Annotated in this window: 22 protein-coding genes; 6 read left to right on the forward strand and 16 right to left on the reverse strand. The window is 60.2% G+C overall.

Annotated elements, in window-relative coordinates:
- Positions 1–46 precede the first annotated feature (46 nt).
- Genes HMPREF2888_RS11365 through HMPREF2888_RS11375 form a run of 3 tightly spaced genes read left to right on the forward strand, consistent with a single transcriptional unit; the run spans position 47 to position 1,958 of the window.
- Positions 47–619 carry a biotin transporter BioY gene (locus HMPREF2888_RS11365; RefSeq protein ID WP_070518804.1) on the forward strand — a complete coding sequence of 191 codons (573 nt, stop codon included), beginning with the start codon at positions 47–49 and terminating at the stop codon, positions 617–619.
- Positions 620–1,312: an energy-coupling factor ABC transporter ATP-binding protein gene (locus HMPREF2888_RS11370; protein ID WP_070518805.1), complete on the forward strand. Its 693-nt coding sequence runs from the start codon at positions 620–622 to the stop codon at positions 1,310–1,312. It begins immediately after the preceding gene.
- A gap of 31 nt (positions 1,313–1,343) precedes the next feature.
- The gene (locus HMPREF2888_RS11375) at positions 1,344–1,958 is read left to right on the forward strand and encodes an energy-coupling factor transporter transmembrane component T family protein (RefSeq protein WP_070518806.1); all 615 of its coding nucleotides are present in this window, start codon (positions 1,344–1,346) and stop codon (positions 1,956–1,958) included.
- Positions 1,959–2,021: 63 nt separating this feature from the next.
- On the opposite strand, the gene HMPREF2888_RS11380 is transcribed toward HMPREF2888_RS11375, so the two are convergent.
- The 4 genes from HMPREF2888_RS11380 to pgsA all read right to left on the reverse strand — a co-directional run bounded on the left by HMPREF2888_RS11380 (position 2,022) and on the right by pgsA (position 4,478).
- On the reverse strand, positions 2,022–2,885 hold the full coding sequence (locus tag HMPREF2888_RS11380) for a PspA/IM30 family protein (protein WP_061923070.1): 864 nt from the start codon (positions 2,883–2,885) through the stop codon (positions 2,022–2,024).
- Positions 2,886–3,019: 134 nt separating this feature from the next.
- Positions 3,020–3,379, reverse strand: a complete 360-nt coding sequence (locus HMPREF2888_RS11385) for a helix-turn-helix domain-containing protein (protein ID WP_061923073.1) — start codon at positions 3,377–3,379, stop codon at positions 3,020–3,022.
- A gap of 44 nt (positions 3,380–3,423) precedes the next feature.
- Positions 3,424–3,897, reverse strand: coding sequence for a CinA family protein (locus HMPREF2888_RS11390; protein WP_070518807.1), 474 nt, complete (start codon positions 3,895–3,897; stop codon positions 3,424–3,426).
- Entirely contained in the window at positions 3,897–4,478 is a 582-nt protein-coding gene (gene pgsA, locus HMPREF2888_RS11395) for a CDP-diacylglycerol--glycerol-3-phosphate 3-phosphatidyltransferase (RefSeq protein ID WP_070456466.1), read from the reverse strand. Before pgsA ends, HMPREF2888_RS11390 begins: the two co-directional genes overlap by 1 nt.
- Positions 4,479–4,545: 67 nt before the next feature.
- Between pgsA and HMPREF2888_RS11400 the strand changes: the two genes are divergently transcribed.
- On the forward strand, positions 4,546–4,839 hold the full coding sequence (locus HMPREF2888_RS11400; protein WP_070433231.1) for a YciI family protein: 294 nt from the start codon (positions 4,546–4,548) through the stop codon (positions 4,837–4,839).
- 3 nt (positions 4,840–4,842) lie between these two features.
- Here the strand turns inward: HMPREF2888_RS11400 and HMPREF2888_RS11405 are convergent, their stop codons facing one another.
- The 7 genes from HMPREF2888_RS11405 to dapB form a co-directional block, all read right to left on the reverse strand.
- Positions 4,843–5,961: a TerC family protein gene (locus HMPREF2888_RS11405; protein WP_070456461.1), complete on the reverse strand. Its 1,119-nt coding sequence runs from the start codon at positions 5,959–5,961 to the stop codon at positions 4,843–4,845.
- A gap of 219 nt (positions 5,962–6,180) precedes the next feature.
- Positions 6,181–9,570 carry an FtsK/SpoIIIE family DNA translocase gene (locus tag HMPREF2888_RS11410; RefSeq protein ID WP_070518808.1) on the reverse strand — a complete coding sequence of 1,130 codons (3,390 nt, stop codon included), beginning with the start codon at positions 9,568–9,570 and terminating at the stop codon, positions 6,181–6,183.
- 133 nt (positions 9,571–9,703) lie between these two features.
- Positions 9,704–10,342 (reverse strand): TIGR03085 family metal-binding protein, encoded by a 639-nt coding sequence (locus tag HMPREF2888_RS11415; protein WP_070518809.1) that lies wholly within the window; start codon positions 10,340–10,342, stop codon positions 9,704–9,706.
- 79 nt (positions 10,343–10,421) lie between these two features.
- Entirely contained in the window at positions 10,422–12,527 is a 2,106-nt protein-coding gene (locus HMPREF2888_RS11420) for a ribonuclease J (RefSeq protein WP_083296654.1), read from the reverse strand.
- 2 nt (positions 12,528–12,529) lie between these two features.
- Positions 12,530–13,438, reverse strand: coding sequence for a 4-hydroxy-tetrahydrodipicolinate synthase (gene dapA, locus HMPREF2888_RS11425; protein WP_070518810.1), 909 nt, complete (start codon positions 13,436–13,438; stop codon positions 12,530–12,532).
- A gap of 87 nt (positions 13,439–13,525) precedes the next feature.
- On the reverse strand, positions 13,526–14,275 hold the full coding sequence (gene thyX / locus HMPREF2888_RS11430; RefSeq protein ID WP_070497230.1) for an FAD-dependent thymidylate synthase: 750 nt from the start codon (positions 14,273–14,275) through the stop codon (positions 13,526–13,528).
- Positions 14,276–14,308: 33 nt separating this feature from the next.
- Positions 14,309–15,055: a 4-hydroxy-tetrahydrodipicolinate reductase gene (gene dapB, locus HMPREF2888_RS11435; RefSeq protein ID WP_061923100.1), complete on the reverse strand. Its 747-nt coding sequence runs from the start codon at positions 15,053–15,055 to the stop codon at positions 14,309–14,311.
- A gap of 149 nt (positions 15,056–15,204) precedes the next feature.
- Here dapB and HMPREF2888_RS11440 point away from each other — a divergent pair, with 149 nt between their 5' ends.
- Positions 15,205–15,603, forward strand: a complete 399-nt coding sequence (locus HMPREF2888_RS11440; protein WP_061923103.1) for a VOC family protein — start codon at positions 15,205–15,207, stop codon at positions 15,601–15,603.
- 157 nt (positions 15,604–15,760) lie between these two features.
- Here HMPREF2888_RS11440 and HMPREF2888_RS11445 read toward each other — a convergent pair whose 3' ends face one another.
- Positions 15,761–18,001: a polyribonucleotide nucleotidyltransferase gene (locus tag HMPREF2888_RS11445; protein ID WP_070518811.1), complete on the reverse strand. Its 2,241-nt coding sequence runs from the start codon at positions 17,999–18,001 to the stop codon at positions 15,761–15,763.
- 149 nt (positions 18,002–18,150) lie between these two features.
- Between HMPREF2888_RS11445 and HMPREF2888_RS11450 the strand changes: the two genes are divergently transcribed.
- Positions 18,151–18,663: a CPBP family intramembrane glutamic endopeptidase gene (locus tag HMPREF2888_RS11450; protein WP_070518812.1), complete on the forward strand. Its 513-nt coding sequence runs from the start codon at positions 18,151–18,153 to the stop codon at positions 18,661–18,663.
- A gap of 13 nt (positions 18,664–18,676) precedes the next feature.
- On the opposite strand, the gene HMPREF2888_RS11455 is transcribed toward HMPREF2888_RS11450, so the two are convergent.
- The 4 genes from HMPREF2888_RS11455 to HMPREF2888_RS11470 all read right to left on the reverse strand — a co-directional run bounded on the left by HMPREF2888_RS11455 (position 18,677) and on the right by HMPREF2888_RS11470 (position 21,496).
- Positions 18,677–18,991 carry a DUF4288 domain-containing protein gene (locus tag HMPREF2888_RS11455; protein ID WP_070518813.1) on the reverse strand — a complete coding sequence of 105 codons (315 nt, stop codon included), beginning with the start codon at positions 18,989–18,991 and terminating at the stop codon, positions 18,677–18,679.
- 109 nt (positions 18,992–19,100) lie between these two features.
- Entirely contained in the window at positions 19,101–19,370 is a 270-nt protein-coding gene (gene rpsO / locus HMPREF2888_RS11460; protein WP_005528980.1) for a 30S ribosomal protein S15, read from the reverse strand.
- Positions 19,371–19,537: 167 nt separating this feature from the next.
- The gene (locus HMPREF2888_RS11465) at positions 19,538–20,470 is read right to left on the reverse strand and encodes a nucleoside hydrolase (protein WP_070518814.1); all 933 of its coding nucleotides are present in this window, start codon (positions 20,468–20,470) and stop codon (positions 19,538–19,540) included.
- On the reverse strand, positions 20,471–21,496 hold the full coding sequence (locus HMPREF2888_RS11470; RefSeq protein ID WP_070518815.1) for a bifunctional riboflavin kinase/FAD synthetase: 1,026 nt from the start codon (positions 21,494–21,496) through the stop codon (positions 20,471–20,473). It abuts the gene before it with no gap.
- Positions 21,497–21,525: the final 29 nt, after the last annotated feature.

The raw sequence follows: 21,525 nt of genomic DNA on the forward strand, positions 1-21,525 counted from the left end.
AAGGCGAGTTTCCCAGCCGCAATGCCAGGCGTGTAATCTGCCCAACATGAAGAAGAACTCTGTCGCGGGCGACATCGCTTACGTTGCCGTCTTTACCGCTCTCATTATTGTCTTCGCGTTTGTTTCGATCCCCAGCCCGGTCTCCGGCGTTCCGATCGTTTTGCAGAACGCCGTCATCACCCTTGCTGGCCTGATTTTGGGCGGGCGCCGTGGCTTCTACGTAGGCCTAATTTTCATCGTTCTAGGTCTCGTTGGCCTACCGATCCTGGCTGGCGGCCGCAGCGTTTTGAGCGCACTGGCCGGGCCTACTGTGGGCTACATCGCGGGCTATGTCATCTCCCCTGCCATCGGCGGCGCGATTGCTTACCGCGCCCCGCGCAACAAGGCCGGCATGTGCATCGTCATTGCGCTCGCGGGCATCGTCAGCTTGCTCGTGCAATACACCTGCGGCACCATCGGCATGGCCTTGCGCGCGGGCATGGGCTGGGGCGAGGCCGCACTCGCGCAGATTCCTTTCCTGGGCCCTGACGCACTAAAGCTGGCGGTCATGGTCGTTATCGCGATTGGCGTGCACGCGGCGTTTCCGGATCTGATGGGACGCAAGCCCAAGAAGGCATAAATGTCCACCATCGAGTTCCAGAACGTCAGCGTCGCTTTCGACGAGGAAGAGGTTTTAAGCGATATAAACCTCACGCTTTCTGAGCAGCGCATTGCCATCATTGGAGCGAACGGCGGCGGTAAATCCACGCTCACCCGCCTCATCAATGGCCTAGGCGAGCCCACCTCGGGCACCGTGCTTGTCGACGGCGCGGATGTCGCCCGCCACGGAAAAGAAATCCGCCGCAAGGTCGGTTTTGTCTTCTCCGATGCGGAGAACCAAATTGTGATGCCGAACGTGCGTGACGACGTCGCCTTTTCGCTGCGTCGGCTAAAGCTCAGCAAGGCCGAGCGGAACGCGCGCGTGGATGCTGCGCTGGAGCGCTTTGGGCTACGCGAGCTGGCAGACCAGTCGCCGCATACGCTTTCTGGAGGGCAGAAGCAGCTGCTGGCTTTGGCCGCGGTTCTCGTGATGGAGCCGGTGCTTATCATCGCCGACGAACCCACCACTCTTTTGGACCTGCGCAACCGCGACCGCATCCGCCGCGAGTTTGCGCGCTTGGAGCAGCAGCTTATCGTGGTCACGCACGACTTGGATTTCATCCACGATTTCGACCGAGCCATTTGCATCGATGAGCACCGCATTGCTGCCGACGGCGCGCCCGCTGAGGTCATCGAGTTCTATCGCTCCCTGATGGCCTCCCGCCCGCTGTAATTTCCGCCCGTTGTAGCAAAGGGAGACATTCGTGCCACAGAATATTCCGCTTGGGTTTTATGTCGATGCCGATACCTTCATCCACCGCTTGCCGGCGTGGGTGAAATTTGTGGTGCTCATCGCTTTCATCATCAGCACCACGATTTTTGCAAAGACCATTCCCGTAGCCGTGGGCTGCGCGGTAGTCGCGCTTGCGGTCTACCCGCTCGCGCGTATCCCTGCGCGCGTGGCTTGGGGCCAGCTTTATCCCCCGCTCTATTTGCTCGTGGCGCTGGCGGCGCTGCAATGGTGGCAGCAAGACCTTGAAACGGCGGTGACCACTTTCTTTAGCATTTATGCCGCCATCGTCGCGGCAGTGCTCCTCACGCTGGCTACTAAGGTCTCGGAGATGATGGAGTCTTTTGAGAAGGCGCTCGCGCCTCTTGGCAAGCTGGGGCTGCCGGTGGAAAATATCAGCCTGGCGATGTCACTTACGATCCGCCTCCTGCCGCTGATGCTCGGCACGGTTCAAGAGGTCATGGACGCCCGCAAGGCCCGCGGTGCGGGCACTTCCCTGCTGGCTTTCGGTACTCCGGTGGTCATCCGTTCGATACGCCGCGCCCGAGCCATGGGCGAGGCACTCCAAGCCCGCGGCGTGGGCGACTAGATACCGACTAGATCCACAAAGACCCTCGAGAACTTCTCTCGAGGGTCTTCTTAAAACTAGAGGCTACTGCTCGCCGCGCAGTTCGCGCAGGCGGGCCTGGACGGCGTCATCAGCAGCGGCGTTTGGCTGCGCCGCCTGGTCCGCTGCAGAACCAGCGGTGCGGTTGCCCTCGATTGCCTGCTGGGAGTTGCCCTCAACAGCCTTGGAGGAACCCATCTCTGCACGAATCTGCTCCAGACGGGAGTGTCCTGCCAGCTGCACGCCTGCCTGCTCCACCTCGTGCATGCGGTTAGCCACGGAGTTCTCCGCCAGCTCCGCCTGGCCCAGGGCCTTGGTGTAGCGGCGCTCAATCTTGTCACGGACGGAATCCAAAGACGGAGTGTTGCCGTTAGCGGTCATCTCGTTCATGGAGTTGAGAGACTCGGAGACCTTCTCCTGCATCTTCGCCTGCTCGAGCTGGGAAAGCAGCTTGGAACGCTCGTTGACCTTTTCACGCAGGGCCATGCCATTGCGCTCGACGGCCTTCTTGGCCTGCTCTGCCTGCTGAAGGGCTTGATCGTGGAGCTTCTTGGTGTCTTCCACAGACTGCTCTGCGGTAACCAGCTGTGCGGCGAAGGCCTCTGCGGCGTTCTCGTACTCGGTGGCCTTGGTGTTATCGCCTGCAGCGCGAGCCTTATCAGCAAGCTCCAGCGCCTGGCGGGTATTGCCCTGCAGCTTCTCAATCTCATTCAGGCGGCGGTTGAGCTGCATCTCCAGCTGACGCTGGTTACCGATGACAGCAGCTGCCTGCTGCGAAAGCTCCTGGTGCTGGCGCTGTGCGTCCTCGATGGCCTGCTCGATCTGTACCTTGGGATCAGCGTTTTCTTCGATCTTGGAATCGAAGAGTGCCATCAGGTACTTCCATGCCTTGGAAAATGGATTCGCCATTAGTGTGTTTAAGCCTTCCTAAGTTGCGTTTAACGCGTGACTAAAAGTGTTTCGTTACCCCACCAATACTAACGAAATCCGCGCCCCACTGTGGTGCCCGAAGGCATAAAGTTCACTGTGAGACGCGGAGAGTTTTAAAGCTCCGAAGCAGCAGGTGCGGTGGTTGCCAGTTCCTCGTCCATGGACGGCAGCGCCATGAAACCTGCAGCCTCAATCAAGACGTCAGAAACGCTGACCTCTAGAGCGTGGCAGACGGAGGCCAAAAGCTCGGAGGAAACTTCCTTGCGGCCGCGCTCGAGCTCCGAAAGGTAGCCTGGGGAAACACGCGCGACGCTAGCAAGTTCGCGCAGGGTCACGCCCTTGTCGGCGCGGAATGCGCGAAGGGTCAGCCCCAGAGCCTCACGCAGCAGCGGCTCCGGCGCGCGTTTGGGAGCCTCAACAGCACCTGCCGAGGCGTTGAAAGGCTTTTCAAGAAGTGCAGTAGTAGTGTTCATCAATCTGTACAACGGCGCTGCGGCCGGCTTTGTTCCCGAAAATCCTATTTTTCTTTCAAAGTTGATAGAAGCAGGCTCAAGACCTCTTCCACGGCGGCTTCACGGATCGCGTTACGGCTGCCCGATAGCTGCTCCAGTTGTATGCCATGGGCAGGAACCCCGGGGCCAACGATGCCCACGAAGACCGTTCCCGCGGATTTGCCCTCTTGCGGGTCAGGTCCTGCCACGCCTGTCAGCGATAGCCCCCAGTCCGCGCCGGTCTCGCGCACCGCAGCCTCGGCCATCGCCTGCGCGGTTTCGGCTGAGACCACTCCCTGGGCTTCCAACTCCTCCACCGGAACCGACAAGAAGTGAGACTTCACCTCGGTGGCATAAGTTACTAATCCACCGCGCAAGACTGCCGACGCCCCCGGGACCGTAGCGAGCGTGGCCGCCGCTAGGCCCGCAGTCAAGGACTCGCAGAAGGATACGGTCTGGTGGCGGTTGCGCAGGGCATCGACAAGCGCGGGCGCAGACATCAGGAGTTCTGCTTCCTACCGTCGATGAGGTACTGCACGCCCGTGACCACAGTGACCACGACGGCGATAAACATGACCACGAAGGAAGGAATGTCCATCCAGCTCGGCAGCGGGCACAGGTACATCGCCACGGCAAGGGACTGCAGGACGGTCTTGAGCTTGCCACCTTTAGACGCCGGGACGACCTTGCCCTGGCGTAGAAGGGCCATGCGCCAGAAGGTGATGCCGAATTCGCGGACAAGGATGACCACGGTAACCCATACCGGCAAAGCGCCGATGATGTTGAGGCAGACGAAGGCCGCGGTCATTAAGGCTTTGTCTGCGATAGGGTCGGCGATTTTGCCGAAGTCGGTGATGAGGCCACGGGAACGGGCGATGTCGCCATCGAGTTTGTCCGTAATCATTAACGCGGCGAATACACCAAACGCCCACCAGTCGTGGCCGGCCAGCACCAACCAGACGAATACGGGGATAAATAAGATGCGCAAGCTCGTCAGAATATTGGGTAGATTCCAGTTGGAAACGTGGGGATTTACATCCGACGCCGCCGCCGTTTTCTGCCGAGCCCTAGAGTGATTCACGGATTTTATCCTACCTGTCCTATTGAAGCCGCTGCGGCAAACTCCCCCATCTCTTTAAGATAAGTTCATGAAATACTTCGCAGTCAGCTACGAATACAACCCGCAAAACCCGGCCATCGCGGAAAACCGCCCAGCGCACCGCGAATTCATCGGTGATCTAAATGAAAAGGGCATAATTTTAGGCTCCGGCCCCTTTACTGATTCCAAGGGCGGTGCGCTCATCGTTTTGCAATTTGCCGATGAGGCCACCGAGGTTGCCGAAGCCATCAAAATTATGGACCAAGATCCATTCTTTGTCTGCGGCGCTGTTACTGCGCGCGCATTCCGCGAGTGGAACCCGGTGATTAACTCTTTTGCTTAAAGGTTAGGGCAGTTCGGTCTCTGGCAGATCGGCTGCCTTACCGACGAGCTCGCCCGACTTGGTGCGGACGATCTTGTTGCCCTCTTCGTCCCAGTCGTAGTGGTTGTGGGACACGGTGATGCCGCCCTGCGCTTCGTCGCGCTTGTTCTTAAGGACAGAAGCCGCGACGGTAAGCCCCAGCACGCCGACGATGACGAGCAGGGAGACCAAGGTCGGAATCTCCGGGATAGCCTCCACGTTTTCACCGCCGTTGATAAACGACAGGTTGTTCTCGTGCAGCGCGTGGAAGAGCAGCTTGATGCCGATGAAGCCCAGGATGATACCCAAGCCATAAGGCAGGTAAACCAAGCGCTCGAGCAGGCCATCGATGAGGAAGAACATCTGACGCAGGCCCATTAGCGCGAAGGCGTTGGTGCTAAAGACCAGGAACGGCTCCGAAGTAATGCCGTAGATCGCTGGGATGGAGTCGAAGGCGAACATGACGTCGATAAGCCCGATGGCGACCAGTGCCACGAACAAAGGCGTCAATGCCAGCTTGCCCTTCTTTGACCCGGACTCCTCGCGGTGGGTCAGCTTGTCACCGTGGTAGCGCGGGGTGACGTGGATGACCTTGCGCAGCCACTTGATGATCAGCATGTCATTCGGGTCAGTCTCTTCAGCATCGGTGACCTCGTCCACGATGAGCTTGACCGCGGTGTAGATGAGGAAAATGGCGAAGAGATAGAACACGTCGGACCACGCCTGGATGATCGCAGCACCGAGCATGATGAAGATGAGGCGGAATACCAAAGCCAGGACGATGCCGATGAGCAGCACCTTTTGCTGGAAGCGGCGCGGAATCTTGAACGCGCCCATGATCAGTGCGAACACGAAGAGGTTATCCACGCTCAACGCCTGTTCGGTTATCCAACCGGTAAAGAACTGGATGGCGTGCTCATGATCCCACAACGCCCACACGATGCCGCCAAAGATGACGGCCATGCCCATATAGAACAAGGTCCAGAAGCCGGATTCCTTCATGGAGGGCTCGTGCGGCGAACGCACGTGGCTCAAGAAGTCAAAGATGAAAAAGCCGAGGATGACGGCGATGGTTAGTATCCAAATCCACAAAGGGACATGCATATAGAAATATCCTCCGGTCGAGTAAGAAAAGATTTGACCGGAGGTCTCCCCCAACTCGTCTACTGCGAGCCAGCGAGACCGGGAACTCATTTCCCTGCGGAGTTGCCGTGTTGACGATCATCGCTGTGGAACGGGGTACTCCCCTCCAAGACTTGTACTATCTTACACAAAAGTTAATACCCCACCGCAATGGCTGCGGTGGGGCGAGAAACTTATTGCCTAGAAGGCGCCGGAGGACGGGTTATACGTCGCTTGGACAGTGCGCGTGTCCTCGCCACTTGGGGCGGAGGCATCGTCGGCGGAAGAATCTTCCGCCGATTCAGCCTGCGCCATCTCGTCCTGGATTTCCTTCGGTGCCTCTGCTGGGTCGGCGCCCTTGATCATCCAGATGATGGTGTCGAGTTCTTCCGGCTTGACCAGCACCTCACGGGCCTTGGAGCCCTCGGATGGGCCCACGACGCCGCGGGATTCCATGAGATCCATCAGGCGGCCCGCCTTGGCGAAACCGATGCGCAGCTTGCGCTGTAGCATCGACGTCGACCCCAGCTGGGAGGTGACAACCAGCTCGACTGCCTCGAGCAGATCGTCCATGTCCTTGCCGATATCGTCGTCGATTTCCTTCTTCGCCTCGGACTGCTTTTCCTCGGTAACGCCCTCGGTGTAGTTGGGCTGGCCTTGGGCCTTCGCGGCGTCGACAACCGCTTGCACTTCTTCGTCGGAGACGAAAGCGCCCTGCATACGCACCGGACGGCCGCCCTGCGGAATGAAGAGACCGTCACCCATGCCGATGAGCTTTTCTGCACCGCCTTGGTCCAAAATGACGCGGGAGTCCGTAAGGGACGAGGTAGCAAATGCCAAGCGGGAAGGAACGTTGGTCTTGATAAGACCGGTGACCACGTCCACGGAAGGTCGCTGGGTTGCGAGCACCAAGTGGATGCCGGCCGCACGCGCCTTCTGAGTGATGCGCACGATGGATTCCTCGATTTCCTTTGGCGCGGTCATCATAAGGTCGGCCAACTCGTCCACGACACAGACAATATACGGGTACGGGCGCATCTCGCGCTCGGAGCCGAGCGGCGCTTGGTGCTCGCCGGAGATGACCTTGCGGTTATAGTCCTCGATCTTGCGCACGCGGGCAGCCTTCATGTCCATGTAGCGCTGCTCCATCTCCTCGACGAGCCACTGCAGGGCCGCCGCCGCCTTCTTCGGCTGGGTGATAATAGGCGTAATAAGGTGCGGGATGCCCTCGTAAGGAGTCAGCTCCACCATCTTCGGGTCAACGAGGATGAGGCGGACCTGCTCCGGGGTCGCGCGCGTCAGGAGGGAAACCAGCATCGAGTTAACGAAGGCCGACTTACCGGAACCGGTGGCGCCGGCGACGAGCAGGTGCGGCATCTTCTGCACGGAATAGGACGAGTACTCGCCCTCGATGTCTTTGCCCAGGCCGATGAGCATTGGGTCCTCATCACTGGATATGGCCGGGGAATCCAGAACGTCACGCAGGCGCACCATCTCACGGTCTGCATTCGGAACCTCGATACCCACCGCAGACTTGCCCGGGATTGGGGTCAGCAGGCGCAGGTTGTCCGTCGCCACGGCATAGGCCAGGTTGGACTGCAGGTTCGTAATCTTGGAGACCTTCACGCCTGGTCCCAGCTCGATTTCGTAGCGGGTGACTGTCGGGCCACGGCTAAAGCCGGTGACCTGAGCATTGACCTTGAACTCCTCGAAGACATCGGTAATCGCCTCGATGATGCGGTCGTTGGCCTCGGTGCGGGCCTTGGTGGGCTTGCCCGCGGTCAACAATGCGGTGGTAGGCAGGTCGTAGTCGGACTCGTTGCCCATCGCGCCAACCTGTGCGGCGGCCGGTTGCTGCGCTGCAGGGGCCTGCGCGGCCTGTTGCTGCGCAGCAGGCTCCTCCACGGACTTGCCCGTCGCCGCATCGCGGCCGGAGCGCTGCTGGAACAGGCGCACTGCCTCCGCGTGTGCGGAAGAAACAACGTCGGAAGCAGCGTCCATTGCGGCCGCACCAGCAGCGCCGGCAGCGGCGGCACCAGCAGCGCTTGGCGACGCCTTCTTGGCTACAGGCTGAGCCGCAGGTTCTGCGGCCGGCTGCTGGACCGGCTGCTGAGTCGGCTGTGCAGATTCTTGACGCTGCGGTGCAGAAGGCAAAACGGTGGTCTGCTCTTCATCACGCACGGCCGGGAACTCGTCGGTGTCCTCGATGTTGCGGGAGCCAGCGAAGTCTGGGCGGCCGTGCTGGACTGGCGCGGGGTTAGAAAAGACTTCGGTGGGCTGGCCGGCCTCGTCAAGCAATGCTTGCTCTTCTTCCTGGGCAGCCGGCTTGGTGTTCGCGGAATCGAAGGACACGGTGGGCGGGTTGGCCGATTGGTAATCTGCCGGGTAGTTATCCATCGGCGTCGCCAAGCGGCGTGGGGCCTGGCGCCGCGCGCGACGTGGCTGCGACTGCTGGCGCTTATCACGTGGGGTGCGCTCGCGGCCTTCGGCAATGTCTTCGATGTCATCGTCGACGTGGCCATAGACATCGTCGTCGATGTCCTCGTCATAGTCGTCATAACGCTCGGCCTTCTTCTCGCGCAGGCCCGCCATCAGGTCGTTGAAGAGCGCAGAGAGGTAGTCGAAGGCCTGGCGCAAGGTGATGCCCGTGACGTTCAAAGCGCCGTAGATGATGAGCAGGATCAGCAGCGGCACGGCGACGTAGGCGGAAAATGCTGCCTCCAAAAGCTGGCCTACGGCAAAGCCGATGGCACCGCCGGCGTCTCCAGCCGCGTTATCATGCCAGGAAAGCTTGGGCAGACCGGCGAAGATGTGAATTAGGCCCAGCATCGAGACAACAATGAGGCCGATGCCGCCCATTACGCGGGGCTGCAGACGACCAGCTACGCCGGAAACTCCCATCATCAGCGCCATGGCGAGCGCGATCAGGGCGACCGGCAAGACGTAAGCGCCCGCGCCGATGACATAGCGCACGGCGTCGGTGAGATAGGCGCCGATAACGCCAACGATGTCGAACCAAACCGCGCATGCCAAGACGATGGCTACGCCGATAAGTGTTAAAGCAACGGCATCTGGGTTGGAAATCTGGATGGTGCGCTCTTCGCGCGCGATTGCATCAGGAGCAGTTGCCGGATGCTCATCGAGCTCATGCTCGCGCGCTGCGCGATCTTCTGTGGCCTTTGCGCGGGTCACCTTGTTTTTCTTTTGTTTGCCGCGAGTAGAAATTTCCTCTGGCTCCCTTGCATCGTCGTATGCGAATTCTTCATAGCCTTCTGCCCCGCCGTCACTCGGACGCAGATTGCCAAAACCGCGGCTAACGCCGCGCGTCATATCGCCCATGCCACGCGCGGTGGCACCGAATGCGGCACTTAGGCCACGCCCGACAGCACGAAATGCGCTGCCGGTCCGCTCATAAGAGGGATCAGCAGCGCGGTTGGCGGAAGTAAGCGTCAGGTTCTCTGCCGCATTCCGCGACGTGGACTTGGCCGCTCCAGACCGCCCCGAGGGGCGCGATCGATTCGCAGGACGGGCCGCCCCCTTGCCGGAGCGGCCGCGATGCGAGGCGCGTGACGGTGCGTTTTTGACAGACATGCCAGCCACTCTAGTAGCCCACACCCCACTAATCACATACGCCACACGGGTTTCGAGGAAGTATTTTCCTTAGTTAATGATGCGTCTGCGGGCCCGCGGGGCTACCCGCAGGACGTACGCGGCTATATCTAGCCTAGAGGGTTGACCTAACGACGGCGCTTACGTCACCCTCAATTTTCAGCGAGCAAGCATCGCGGCCAAAGACCCACAGCACGAGCTCTGGAACGGGCCCCATCACGCGGACGACGTCATCGCCGCGATCGGCGACCTTCCTATCGTCCGCGACGACAATACGGCCAAAGTTCTCCGGATACAACACGACCGGCTTGGAAGACTTATTCAGCATGCGTGGCGCGAGCATTTTCAGAGCCTTATGCAGCTCGCCCAAAACCACCGCGGAGAACTCGCGTTGCTCAGTCATGCCATTGGCCCGGCGCACGTCCTCGTGGTGGACAAAGTGCTCGGTGAGATTGATCTTGGAGTCAACAAGACGCATTGGGTTGGCGCGTCCGGCTCCCCTCCCCCAGTCATCGACGAGCTCGGTGAAATCGCGGGCAGCCGCCTGCTCCATCGCGGCGTCGAGACGGCCGGCAAGCTGTGGGACCAGCATGCCCGCCGCAGCGTCGGGACGATTCTCACGCACCCACAGGTGGGCAGCTAGATCGCGGGTGCTCCAGCCCTGGCAGAGGGTGGGAGCGTCTGGTCCGAGCTTATGAAATAGCGTCACCAGCTTGGCGCGCTCAGCAGAAGAAAACGACATGTGCCCCAGCATAGACTGCTGGGGCACACGCCGTCAGGCGAACAAGGCGGCTCGATACGCGCTGCCAAACCTAAAGGATTCTAAAAAGATTCTAAAGGGACTCGCGGGAAGCCTCTACCTCATCGTCGTCTGCAAGCAACGGACCAGAGTTGGTCGGAATGATGGTCGGCAGGATGACCGGCTCACGCTTGTACTTGGAATCCATGAGCTTGGTGACCTTGCGGCGGACCTTCTGGACCATGCGGTAGGTATCGTTCTCACCTTCGGCAGCGAGATCGTTCATGGTGTTTTCCACGATCTCGGCAACCTCTGGCACGATTCCACGGTCGTCGTCGGAGAAGCCCGTGGTGGAAACCGCTGGCTTTTCGAGCAGACGCGAGGTGCGGTTGTCGATGACACAGGTGATGGAGACAACGCCGCCAGCGCCCAGGTTGGTGCGGTCTGCCAAGGTATCGGCATCGACGTCACCCATGGAAACACCATCGACGTAGAGGTTGCCCACCGTGATCTGGCCAACGACCTCGGCGCGACCCTTGCGCAGGTCTACAACGACGCCGTTCTGGGCGAGAACTACGCGGTCGCGGGCGACGCCAGTAGAGACAGCCAATTCCTTGTTCGCACGCAGATGGCGCCACTCGCCGTGGACGGGCATAGCGTTCGTCGGACGTGCAGCGTTGTAGAGGAACAAAAGCTCGCCGCCGTAGCCGTGGCCGGAAGCGTGAACCTTAGCCTCCTTGTTGGTGACAACCTCGGCACCAATCTGGGAGAGCATGTTCATCACACCGTAGACGGCCTCTTCGTTACCCGGAATCAGGGAGGAAGAGAAGATGATCAGATCGCCATCGCGAACGGTGATCTGGCGGTGCTCGCGACGCGCCATGCGCGACAGTGCCGCCATCGGCTCGCCCTGGGTACCGGTGGTAATCAGAAGGACCTTGTGCGGTGCCATCTTGGCAGCCTCATCGATCGGGACGATAGTGCCGCGCGGAACCTTAAGGAAGCCCATCTTCTCGGCGATTTCCATGTTGCGCATCATGGAACGGCCGTTGAACGCGACCTTGCGGCCAGCGTAAACGGCGGCGTCGATAGCCGCCTGCACGCGGTAGACGTTCGAGGCGAAGGACGCAATGATGACGCGCTGCTTGGCATTGGAGACCAAGCGGCGGAAGGTAGCCGGGATATCGCCCTCAGATGCGGAAACGCCTGGGATGTTCGCGTTGGTGGAATCGCAGAGCATGAGGTCGACGCCCTCGTCGCCGTAGCGAGACAGCGCCGGAAGGTCGGTCGGACGGTTATCCAGCGGGGTCTGGTCCAGCTTGATGTCACCAGTGTGGATGATGTTGCCAGCCGGGGTGCCCAGCATGATGCCCAGTGCATCCGGAACGGAGTGATTAACTGCCCAGAAGCGCAGACGGAACGGACCGTAGTTCACGTCGGACTTCTCGTTGACCTCAACGAACTTCGGCTTCTGGCGGTGCTCCTTACACTTCGCCGCAATCAGGGCGATGGTAAAGCGCGATGCCACGATTGGGATATCCGGGCGCAGCTTGAGAAGCCACGGGATAGCACCAATGTGGTCCTCGTGAGCGTGGGTAACCACGAGCGCCTTGACCTTGTCGATCTTCTTTTCGATCGGGCCAAAGTCCGGCAAGATAAGGTCCACGCCCGGCTCCCCGGAGGACGGGAAGAGCACGCCACAGTCAATGATGAGCAGCTCGTCCTGGTACTCAAAGACGGTCATGTTACGACCGATCTCAGAAATACCGCCCAGAGCGTAAATGCGCAGGGCATCCTTCGGCTGCTTCGGCGGCTGCGGCAGGCGCTTGGTCAGATCCGCGCCCTGCATGGACTTCGGAACGTTGCGGCGGCCGCGGTTGTTGTTGCGGTTGCCACGGCCACCATTGTTGTTGCCGTTATTGCCGTTGTTGTTATTTCCGTTGTTCTCGGCGTTGTTGCCGCCGCGGCCGCGACCGCGACCACCGCGGGAGCCACGGGAACGCGAGCGGCGGTTGCCGCCGTTCGAGTTCTCGGAATTGCCGTTGCTATTGGACTTCTTGTCGCCGGATTCCTGCTTTGGCTCCGAGTTGCTCGGTGCCTGAAAAACCGGCGAAGCCGCCTCGTTGGAGGCGGACTCGGTTTCCGCTGGTGGGCCCGCCTTGCGGGTAACCTTGCGGGAACGGTTACGGGGTTCAGTCATTCTTAAAGGACTCCAGCCTTTTCCATATCACGGCGAAGTTCCTCAATCTCCTGCTCGCTTGCTGCGACAACAGGCAGACGAGGATCGCCGACTTCGATGCCCTGCAGGCGCAGGGCAGCCTTTGCGAGTGTTGCTCCTCCCAAGCGTGCTTGAGCTTGGATGAGCGGGGTCAAAGTTTGTGCGTTGATCTCCCTTGCGCGTGCAAGATCGCCTTCTTCGAAGGCATCCAGAAGATCTGCGAGACCGCGCGGTGCTGCATGGCCAACCACGGATATGACGCCAGATGCGCCCAAGGTCAGCCACGGCAGGTTTAGCGGGTCATCGCCGGAGTACCAGGCGAGGCCGGTCTCCTGAATAAGTGGGGTGGCTGCACCAAGGTTGCCTTTGGCGTCCTTGATGGCCTGAATAGTCGGCAATTCCGCGAGGCGACGGATGGTATCCGTCGCAATCGGAATGCCCGAGCGGCCAGGAATGTCATAGAGACAAATTGGGGTATCGGTTGCCTGAGCAATCGCTGCGAAGTGCGCATACACGCCTTCCTGCGAAGGCTTGGAGTAGTAAGGGGTCACGACGAGCAGGCTGTCTGCTCCCGCTTCTGCGGAAGCCTTTGCCATCTCAATCGAGGTGGCGGTGTTGTTGGTACCTGCTCCAGCGCAGATCTTTGCGCGGTCCCCTACTTCTTCCTTGACGGCCTTGAGCAGCGTTAGCTTTTCATCCAGCGTTGTCGTCGGCGATTCACCGGTGGTACCGCCCAGAATCAAAGAGTCGATACCGTTGTCAACGAGGTGAGCTGCCAGCCGGCGTCCCGCAGCGACATCGAGTTTGCCATCCCCGTCAAACGGGGTGACCATGGCTACTCCGACACGTCCGAAGGTTTCTACGCCTGTCTTTGCTGTCATACCTGTGCTCATAGCCGTCAAGATTACCCGCTTCCCGCGAAATTTTGTTCATCGGGGTCGCGTGGCGGAACAAGCTATGGCCACCGCCACGGACTTGAGCTAGGCGTATGGGCTCGATGCCATTTCGGTGCCGTCGGCAAGCTGGGTGATGTGGAAGTCATCGAATACCACCGGCGACTGCTCCCGCAACAGCTTTAGGCAGGCAATAGCTAACTCGCGCATCTCGGTATCCGCCTGCTCTGTGGCACGCGCGCCGATGAAGTGACGCCAAGCGCGGTAGTTTCCGGTAACCACGATGCGGCTTTCCGTGAGATTGGGCAACACCGCACGTGCCGCCTGCCGAGCCTGCTTCTTGCGCAGCAGTGCGTTGGGCTCATCTTCTAACTTGCTCTCCAGCGCGCTGAGCAGCTCGTTATAGACAAAGCGAGTTTCATCAACGGCCTGCATAGTAAGCCGCGTCAGCTGCTCGTCTTCAGCAATGAGCTTGGGCAGCACCACCTGAGTTTCCTCCGGGTGGACATAGCGCTGCGAGAGCTGGGAGAAGGAAAAGTGGCGGTGGCGCACCAGCTCATGACTGGCAGAGCGCGACAGGCCGCGGATATACAACGTAGCCGTGGCGTGCTCCAGCAATGCGTCGTGGCCGACCTCCAGAATGTGGCGCAGGTAGGCCGAGTTTGTCGCGGTGCGCGGGTTCGGCTTATCGAAGGACTCGTAGCAAGCCCGGCCGGCAAATTCGACGAGAGCCTCGCCATCGGAGGCTGCCTGTTCCCTCTCCCACTCGATGCCCTGCGGCGGGTGGAACTGCGTTGCCGCGATGAGCTGGACGTCCAGTTCGCTAATGCGTGCCATATCTAGTGCCTTATGTCTCCCTGATAGTCCGACTTATAGGCCCAAGTACTTCTCAAGACCGACGGTCAGCCCTGGGTGCTCTGCAATCTGGCGAACGCCGACCAGCACTCCCGGGGTGAAGGAAGAACGATCATAGGAATCCTGGCGGATGGTCAAGGACTGCCCCTGGGCGCCAAAGATGACCTCCTCGTGGGCAACCATGCCGCGGGTACGCACGGCATGGACTGGGACACCGTCGACGTCGGCGCCGCGTGCCCCTTCGAGAGCCTGCTCGGTAGCGTCCGGCATCTGACCTAGACCTGCTTCCTTGCGGGCGGCCGCAATGCCCTGCGCGGTGTGGATGGCGGTGCCAGAAGGCGCATCCAGCTTGGTTGGGTGGTGGTACTCCACAACCTCGGCGGTCTCGAAGTACTTCGCAGCCTGTGCTGCGAAAACCATGGTCAGCACGGCGGAGATGGCAAAGTTTGGTGCAATTAGGACGTTGCCGGCGCCATCTTGCTTGGTCCACTCCTCGGCCTGTGCCAGGCGGTCTGCGTCGAAACCGGTGGTGCCCACGACGCAGTGAATGCCGTTGCCAATGCAGAACTCGAGGTTTGCCATGACCGAAGATGGCTGGGTGAAGTCAACGATAACCTCGGCGTGGCTATCCACCAGCACCTGCAGGTCGGTATCGCGGTCAACCTCAGCGACCAGCTCGAGGTCATCTGCCGCATTAACGCCTTCTACAATCGCCTGACCCACGCGGCCCTTCGCACCCAAAACGCCAACTTTGATAGCCATAAATGCTCCTTTGCCCTGTTCAATATTCAATGTTCGATGTTCAATCTAAATTTAAATACGTATAAGCACGCTACATCTAGCGCAGGCTTTATTGCCTGCCCCAACGCCGACCAGTCTAACGCGCCAGTTGGCAACGCAGACTTTGTGCCATGCGTATCTATATTGCTTCCGTGCTTGTCGACGACGTCGCTCGCGCCCACGATTTCTACGTCAACACCTTGGGATTCAAGGTCAAAGACGATGTCACGCACGGCGACTTCCGTTGGCTCACTGTCACCAACGCCTCCGGTCCAGCCGACGGAAGCGGCATCGAACTCCTGCTAGAGCCCAATGGCCCTCCAGCAGCAGCTCCTTTTACCGAGGCACTCAAAAAAGACGGCATTCCGTTTACCCAGTTCCTGTCTGAGGACGTGCAGGCCGAGTACGAAAAGCTCAGCGCAAAGGGCGTTAATTTCACCATGGAGCCAACCGACGTCGGCCCTTCCATCATCGCCGTCTTCGACGACACAGTGGGCAACCTGATTCAGCTAGTCCAGCTCAAGCATTAAAGCCTTTCAAAACTAACAAGACACAAAAATCTCCTCCCTCAACATTTCACGCCGCAATAGCAGCGCCAGCTTAAACTTTAAGCAGATGTTGAGCGGAGGAGATTTTTTATTTTGGAATGCTCAAGGCTTTAGGTCATAAGGCCTAAAGCCTGAAGCCTTAAGCCTCTTCGACTGGAACCAAGGAGATCTTTCCGCGGTTGTCGATGTCTGCGATTTCGACCTGAATCTTATCGCCGACGTTGACGACGTCCTCGACCTTCTCGATGCGCTCGTCGCCGCCGAGCTTCGAGATGTGGATGAGGCCATCGCGGCCTGGGGTCAGGGAGACAAACGCGCCGAAGGCTACGGTCTTAACGACGGTGCCCAAGAAGCGCTCGCCGACCTTCGGCAGCTGCGGGTTAGCGATGGAGTTAACCTTCTCGATCGCGGCGTCGGCAGCCTCGCCCGTGGCAGCAGAGATGTAGACGGTGCCATCTTCCTCAATGGAGACCTCAGCACCGGTCTCCTCGGTAATCGAGTTGATGGTCTTGCCCTTCGGACCGATGAGCTCGCCGATCTTGTTGATCGGAATCTTCACGGAAGTGATCTTCGGAGCCAGACCAGACATCTCGTCTGGTCCTTCGATGACCTCAGCCATGGTCTCCAGGATGGTGGCGCGGGCGTCGCGAGCCTGCTCCAGTGCCTTAGCCAGGACCTTGGACGGGATGCCATCGAGCTTGGTGTCCAGCTGCAGCGCGGTGATGAACTCGGAGGTACCTGCGACCTTGAAGTCCATGTCACCGAATGCATCCTCGGCGCCCAGGATGTCAGTCAGAGCGACGAACTTCTCCTTGCCGTCTACCTCACCGGAAACCAGGCCCATTGCGATACCTGCAACCGGGGCCTTCAGCGGCACACCAGCGTTGTACAGGGACAGCGTGGAAGCACAAACGGAGCCCATGGAAGTAGAACCGTTGGAGCCTAGCGCCTCAGAAACCTGACGGATGGCGTACGGGAAGTCCTCACGGGAAGGGATGACCGGCAGCAGGGCACGCTCGGCAAGAGCACCGTGGCCGATCTCGCGGCGCTTCGGGGAGCCAACGCGGCCGGTCTCACCGGTGGAGTACGGCGGGAAGTTGTAGTGGTGCATGTAGCGCTTGCCCGTGACCGGAGTCAGGGAATCGATCTGCTGCTCCATCTTGAGCATGTCCAGGGTGGTAACGCCCAGGATCTGGGTCTCACCGCGCTCGAAAAGGGAGGAACCGTGTGCGCGTGGGATGAGGTCAACCTCAACGCCCAAGTCACGGATGTCGGTGACGCCACGGCCGTCGATACGGAAGCCCTCGGTGAGGATCTTCTTGCGCACGATGGCCTTCATGACAGCGTTATACGCAGCGCGGATCTGCTTGGAGGCATCCTCATCCTCAAACTTCTCGAGGAGATCCGCCTCGACCTGCTCCATGTACTCGTTGGTAGCGTCGTCACGGTCCTGCTTGCCGGGGATGGTCATCAGCTTCTCCAGCTTCTTGGAGGCTGCCTTTTCCACGGCGTCAAATACGTCATCGGTGTATGGCGGGAAGAGCGGGAACTCCTGGGTTTCCTTAGCAGCGCGCTCAGCCAGACCTGCCTGCGCCTCGCAGAGGGTCTTGATGAATGGCTTTGCTGCTTCAAGGCCTGCGGCAACGGTGGATTCCTGCGGTGCCGGTGCGCCTTCCTTGATGCGCTCTGCAACATTGATGCCGGCGCCTGCCTCGACCATCATGATGGCAACGTCTTCCTTGCGGCCCTTCTTCACAATGCGGCCGGCGACGACCATCTCGAACAGCGCACGCTCGTGCTGCTCGTGGTTCGGGAACGCAACCCACTGGCCTTCTGGATGCTTGTCATCAGCGATAAGCGCCATGCGCACGCCGCCGACGGCGCCGGATACCGGCAGGCCGGAAAGCTGGGTGGAAGCAGATGCGCCGTTGATGGCGATGACGTCGTAGTACTCCTCCGGCGCCATGGAAAGCACCGTGACAACGACCTGCACCTCGTTGCGCAGGCCCTTGACAAAGGTCGGACGCAGTGGACGGTCAATCAGACGGCAGGCCAGGATGGCCTCGGTGGAAGGACGGCCTTCGCGACGGAAGAAGGAGCCCGGAATTTTGCCGGCTGCGTACATGCGCTCCTCGACGTCCACGGTCAGAGGGAAGAAGTCGAAGCCCTCACGCGGCTGGTTGGAGGCGGTGGTGGTGGACAGGAGCATGGTGTCCTCGTCCAGGTAAGTGGTCACAGAGCCGCCCGCCTGACGAGCCAGCTGGCCAGTCTCGAAACGGATGGTGCGGGTGCCAAAATCGCCATTGTCAAGGGTGGCGACTGCTTCGGTGATACCGAATTCTTCATCAATGTTGAACTCAACAGCGTTTCTAGCGCTCAAAGTTTTCTACTCCTTGTAGCCCGGCGATCATCGGTGCCGCCGGTTAAAAATGGTTAGGTTTCTACAACGAGTAGCGATTTTAGCAGCTTTCCTGGGATTATGTCGAACATCACGCTCCCCGACTCGCGGTCCAGACTTAGACTTAAACCATGGTCATGTTGTTGCTGTGGTCGCTTCCCACACTCATCTACCTTCTCCTGCGCCGCCAGCCGGCAGTCGCCGTCTGCGGACTGGGACGTCCATGGGCGCGTGGGTGGGCGTGGGCAGCAGTGATGCTGCTCGTGTTGCTGGTGCTGAGCTACCTCGCGTTGTTGCCTGCGCCGCCGGAGGTTGTCGCGCAGACCACGACTGCAACAACGGCAATGGGATTCCTCGCGATGGCGCTGCGCGCGGTGGGCGAAGAAATCTTCTTCCGCGGTTTCCTACAAGGAATTATCACCCAGCGCTGGAATGCCAGCGCGGGAATTACAGTGCAGGGCCTCCTCTTCGGCCTCATCCACCTACCGCTGGCCATGCTGGATGTCAGCCTCATCCCGCTCTTTGTTTTGCAGATTGCCACCGGCTTCGCCATGGGTTGGCTGCGCGAGAAAAGCGCTTCTCTATGGCCCGGCGCCGCCGTGCACGCTACCATCAACGTCCTCACGGCAGTACTCCTCGTGTAGCCCACGCACAGGACTAGGCGAACGGGTCGCGCCCTCCGAGCATCATTTCGAAGCGCGAATAGTCCTCAAGCGACGCAAAGTGGCGCGCATAGAGGTCCACGTCTCCCTCGACCGTGCCGTCGAGTGCGGGCGCGACATCCACGATGTGGCGCATCACGATTGTGGGATGCTCTGCCGATTCTTGGCTACGCGCCAGCGCCTCGACCTTCGCGCGCGCCTCATCGTCGTCTGTGGCGCGGACGAGGACAAAATCTTCCCGGAAATACGACGGCTCGCTAGGCTCTACCGATTCAAGTTCAAAAACGACAATGCCGATATAAGGTTCCATGGTGCCAAGCTACCATCTCTGGGGCCGCGATACCTGCTGCGTGATCGAGACGGCCTCAAAAACGCAACAAACCCCGTCCGAAGACGGGGTTTGAAAGCAACCGAAAGGCTTAGCGGCGCAGGCCCAGGCGGGAGATGAGGTCACGGTAACGATCGATGTCGTTAGCTGCGAGGTACTTCAGCAGGCCGCGGCGACGACCGACCATCAGCAGCAGACCACGACGGGAGTGGTGATCGTGCTTGTGGAACTTCAGGTGCTCGGTCAGGGTGTTGATACGGGAGGTCAGCAGAGCGATCTGTGCCTCTGGGGAGCCGGTGTCGGTCTCGTGCAGGCCGTACTCCTTGAGGATCTCTGCCTTCTTCTCAGTGCTCAAAGCCATGTTGGATTTCTCCTATTGTATTTCAGTCCGCATGAAATTCTTAGCGCCTTTAACTGCTGCGGACCGCAGTCACAAAGCCAAGGGACAACTCTAACAGCTTTTCTGCCCCAAACCCAAACTGCGGCTTCTTGGAACAATCCGCAGGAAGGCACGCCACTTTCTGCACGTTAATGCTGTTGCAGAAGCGAATCGAGCTTGTCCATCAGCTCGGCCACAAAACGCGGGGCATCCACATCTACTGCCACGTGGGCGGCCTTGTGTGGTTCTTTCAACCGGGCAACGTCGCCGATGGTGCGGCCTGGGGTCGTGCCAGTGGTTTCGCAGGCCAGGTTGGTATCGAAGCAGGTGACCAGGCTAGGGTCTGCCGCCACGGCCACCGCGAGCGGATCGTGGAGGCCACAACCGCCCAAGTCCGGTTCGATTGCGGCGTAGGCGCGGATGTAATAGTCGAGCATGTCCGCATAAACGCGTCCGGCCCGCGTCCCGAGCCCACGCCACTGTCGGGTCTCCGCAGTGGTCAGAAGCGTTTGCAGCGTGACATCCAAGCCCACCATCGTGACATCGCGTGCAGTGCGGAAGAGGAAGTCCGTGGCGGCAGGGTCCTGCGCCACATTGGCCTCAGACCAGGTGGTGACGTTGCCCGGCACGGTCAGGGCGCCGCCCATCATGACGATGCGAGTGTCCGCGAGTGCCGGTTCAGCTTTCAGCGCCGCCGCAATCGTGGTGGACGGCCCAGTCGGGATAATCACCAGTTCCTGACCGTGCTCCCGCGCGGCGCGGCACAAGAACTCCACCGCGGATTCCTTCTGCGCGTGCCCGTGCGGCGGCGGAAGCAGGACGTCGCCAATGCCATTGCGGCCATGGATGAAGGCGGAAATGGGCTTGACACGGAAGTCGGCCGGCTGCGCACCGGCAAAGACCGGGACGTCGCCCGCGCCGAGCAGCTCCAGCAGCACCAAGGTATTGCGCACGCCCAGTTCCACAGGTACGTTGCCATAAGTCACTGTCACGCCGATGAGCTCGAGGTCTGGGTGCGCCAGCGCATAGGCCAGCGCCAGAGCATCGTCGATCCCGGTATCAAGATCCAAAATGACCTTCATTTAGCCCTCCTGCAGGAAGTACTCGTCCTTCTCCCAACCGCGGGCCTTAGCATCCTCGGCGAGGACCTCACGTGCCTTGGCCACATCTGCCGCCATCGCGTCCAGCAACTCTTCTACCGAGTTGAACTTCACCATGTCGCGCAGATGATCCACGAACTTTACCGTGGCCACGTGCCCATAGAGATCGGCATCGCGATCCAGCACGAAGGACTCGATGGAACGTTCTTCGTCGCCGAAGGTCGGGTTCGTGCCCACGGAGATCGCCGCCGCATAAGCCACGCCGTGGTCCATGTTGCCCTCGACGGGCGCCTCAGCCGGCTCCAGGATGAACCAGCCCGCATAGACGCCATCGGCCGGAATAGCCACGCTATCCGGGAAGTACTGATTGGCGGTGGGAAAACCGAGCTCCTTGCCGCCGCGCCCGGCACCGCGCACCACCGGGCCAGTCACTGAGAAGTGGCGGCCAAGCGCCCAGTTAGCCTTGGCAATCTCGCCCGCCGCCAGGTTAGCGCGGATGTTTGTGGAGCAGATTCGCACCCCGGCGTCGTCAAGCAGCGGCACCACGTCGACGCTAAAGCCATAGGTTTTGCCGAACTCCACCATCGCGTCCGCCGTGCCGCTCGCGCCCGCACCGAACGTGAAGTTCTCCCCCACGACCACGTGACGCGCATGCAGCTTTCCCACAATCAGGTCTTCGACGTAGTGCTGCGGAGTCGTGCCCACGAGCTCCTTGGTGAAGTCGATGACGAGCACCGCATCGATGCCCATCTCTTCCGCCAGCTGCAGGCGCCGCTCAAACGTCACCACGGACAGCGGCGCGCGCTCCGGGAGGAAGACCGCGACGGGGTGCGGATCAAAAGTCACCATCACCGTGCGCAATTCCTCCGCGCGCACATAGCTCACCGCATTATTGATCAGCTGCTGATGGCCGCGGTGTACGCCGTCAAAGACGCCGATGGTCACCGCAGTCGGGCCAAAGTCACCGGGGATGCTGTCGATTCCGTACCAAATATCCACGGCCACCATGCTAATGCACGGCGAGGCGTGGAATAGAC

Source organism: Corynebacterium sp. HMSC077D03 (assembly GCF_001808545.1).
In the GTDB taxonomy this organism is placed as follows: domain Bacteria; phylum Actinomycetota; class Actinomycetes; order Mycobacteriales; family Mycobacteriaceae; genus Corynebacterium; species Corynebacterium simulans.

Bases quoted from the DNA above. Each gene is read 5' to 3' on its own strand.
- HMPREF2888_RS11380 (WP_061923070.1), bottom strand. From the start codon at position 2,885: ATGGCGAATCCATTTTCCAAGGCATGGAAGTACCTGATGGCACTCTTC.
- HMPREF2888_RS11420 (WP_083296654.1), bottom strand. From the start codon at position 12,527: ATGACTGAACCCCGTAACCGTTCCCGCAAGGTTACCCGCAAGGCGGGC.
- HMPREF2888_RS11365 (WP_070518804.1), top strand. From the start codon at position 47: ATGAAGAAGAACTCTGTCGCGGGCGACATCGCTTACGTTGCCGTCTTT.
- dapA (WP_070518810.1), bottom strand. From the start codon at position 13,438: ATGAGCACAGGTATGACAGCAAAGACAGGCGTAGAAACCTTCGGACGT.
- HMPREF2888_RS11415 (WP_070518809.1), bottom strand. From the start codon at position 10,342: ATGCTGGGGCACATGTCGTTTTCTTCTGCTGAGCGCGCCAAGCTGGTG.
- HMPREF2888_RS11465 (WP_070518814.1), bottom strand. From the start codon at position 20,470: ATGAAGGTCATTTTGGATCTTGATACCGGGATCGACGATGCTCTGGCG.
- HMPREF2888_RS11400 (WP_070433231.1), top strand. From the start codon at position 4,546: ATGAAATACTTCGCAGTCAGCTACGAATACAACCCGCAAAACCCGGCC.
- HMPREF2888_RS11470 (WP_070518815.1), bottom strand. From the start codon at position 21,496: ATGGTGGCCGTGGATATTTGGTACGGAATCGACAGCATCCCCGGTGAC.
- HMPREF2888_RS11455 (WP_070518813.1), bottom strand. From the start codon at position 18,991: ATGGAACCTTATATCGGCATTGTCGTTTTTGAACTTGAATCGGTAGAG.
- HMPREF2888_RS11440 (WP_061923103.1), top strand. From the start codon at position 15,205: ATGCGTATCTATATTGCTTCCGTGCTTGTCGACGACGTCGCTCGCGCC.
- HMPREF2888_RS11410 (WP_070518808.1), bottom strand. From the start codon at position 9,570: ATGTCTGTCAAAAACGCACCGTCACGCGCCTCGCATCGCGGCCGCTCC.
- HMPREF2888_RS11370 (WP_070518805.1), top strand. From the start codon at position 620: ATGTCCACCATCGAGTTCCAGAACGTCAGCGTCGCTTTCGACGAGGAA.
- rpsO (WP_005528980.1), bottom strand. From the start codon at position 19,370: ATGGCTTTGAGCACTGAGAAGAAGGCAGAGATCCTCAAGGAGTACGGC.
- HMPREF2888_RS11450 (WP_070518812.1), top strand. From the start codon at position 18,151: ATGGTCATGTTGTTGCTGTGGTCGCTTCCCACACTCATCTACCTTCTC.
- dapB (WP_061923100.1), bottom strand. From the start codon at position 15,055: ATGGCTATCAAAGTTGGCGTTTTGGGTGCGAAGGGCCGCGTGGGTCAG.
- HMPREF2888_RS11385 (WP_061923073.1), bottom strand. From the start codon at position 3,379: ATGAACACTACTACTGCACTTCTTGAAAAGCCTTTCAACGCCTCGGCA.
- HMPREF2888_RS11405 (WP_070456461.1), bottom strand. From the start codon at position 5,961: ATGCATGTCCCTTTGTGGATTTGGATACTAACCATCGCCGTCATCCTC.
- HMPREF2888_RS11390 (WP_070518807.1), bottom strand. From the start codon at position 3,897: ATGTCTGCGCCCGCGCTTGTCGATGCCCTGCGCAACCGCCACCAGACC.
- thyX (WP_070497230.1), bottom strand. From the start codon at position 14,275: ATGGCACGCATTAGCGAACTGGACGTCCAGCTCATCGCGGCAACGCAG.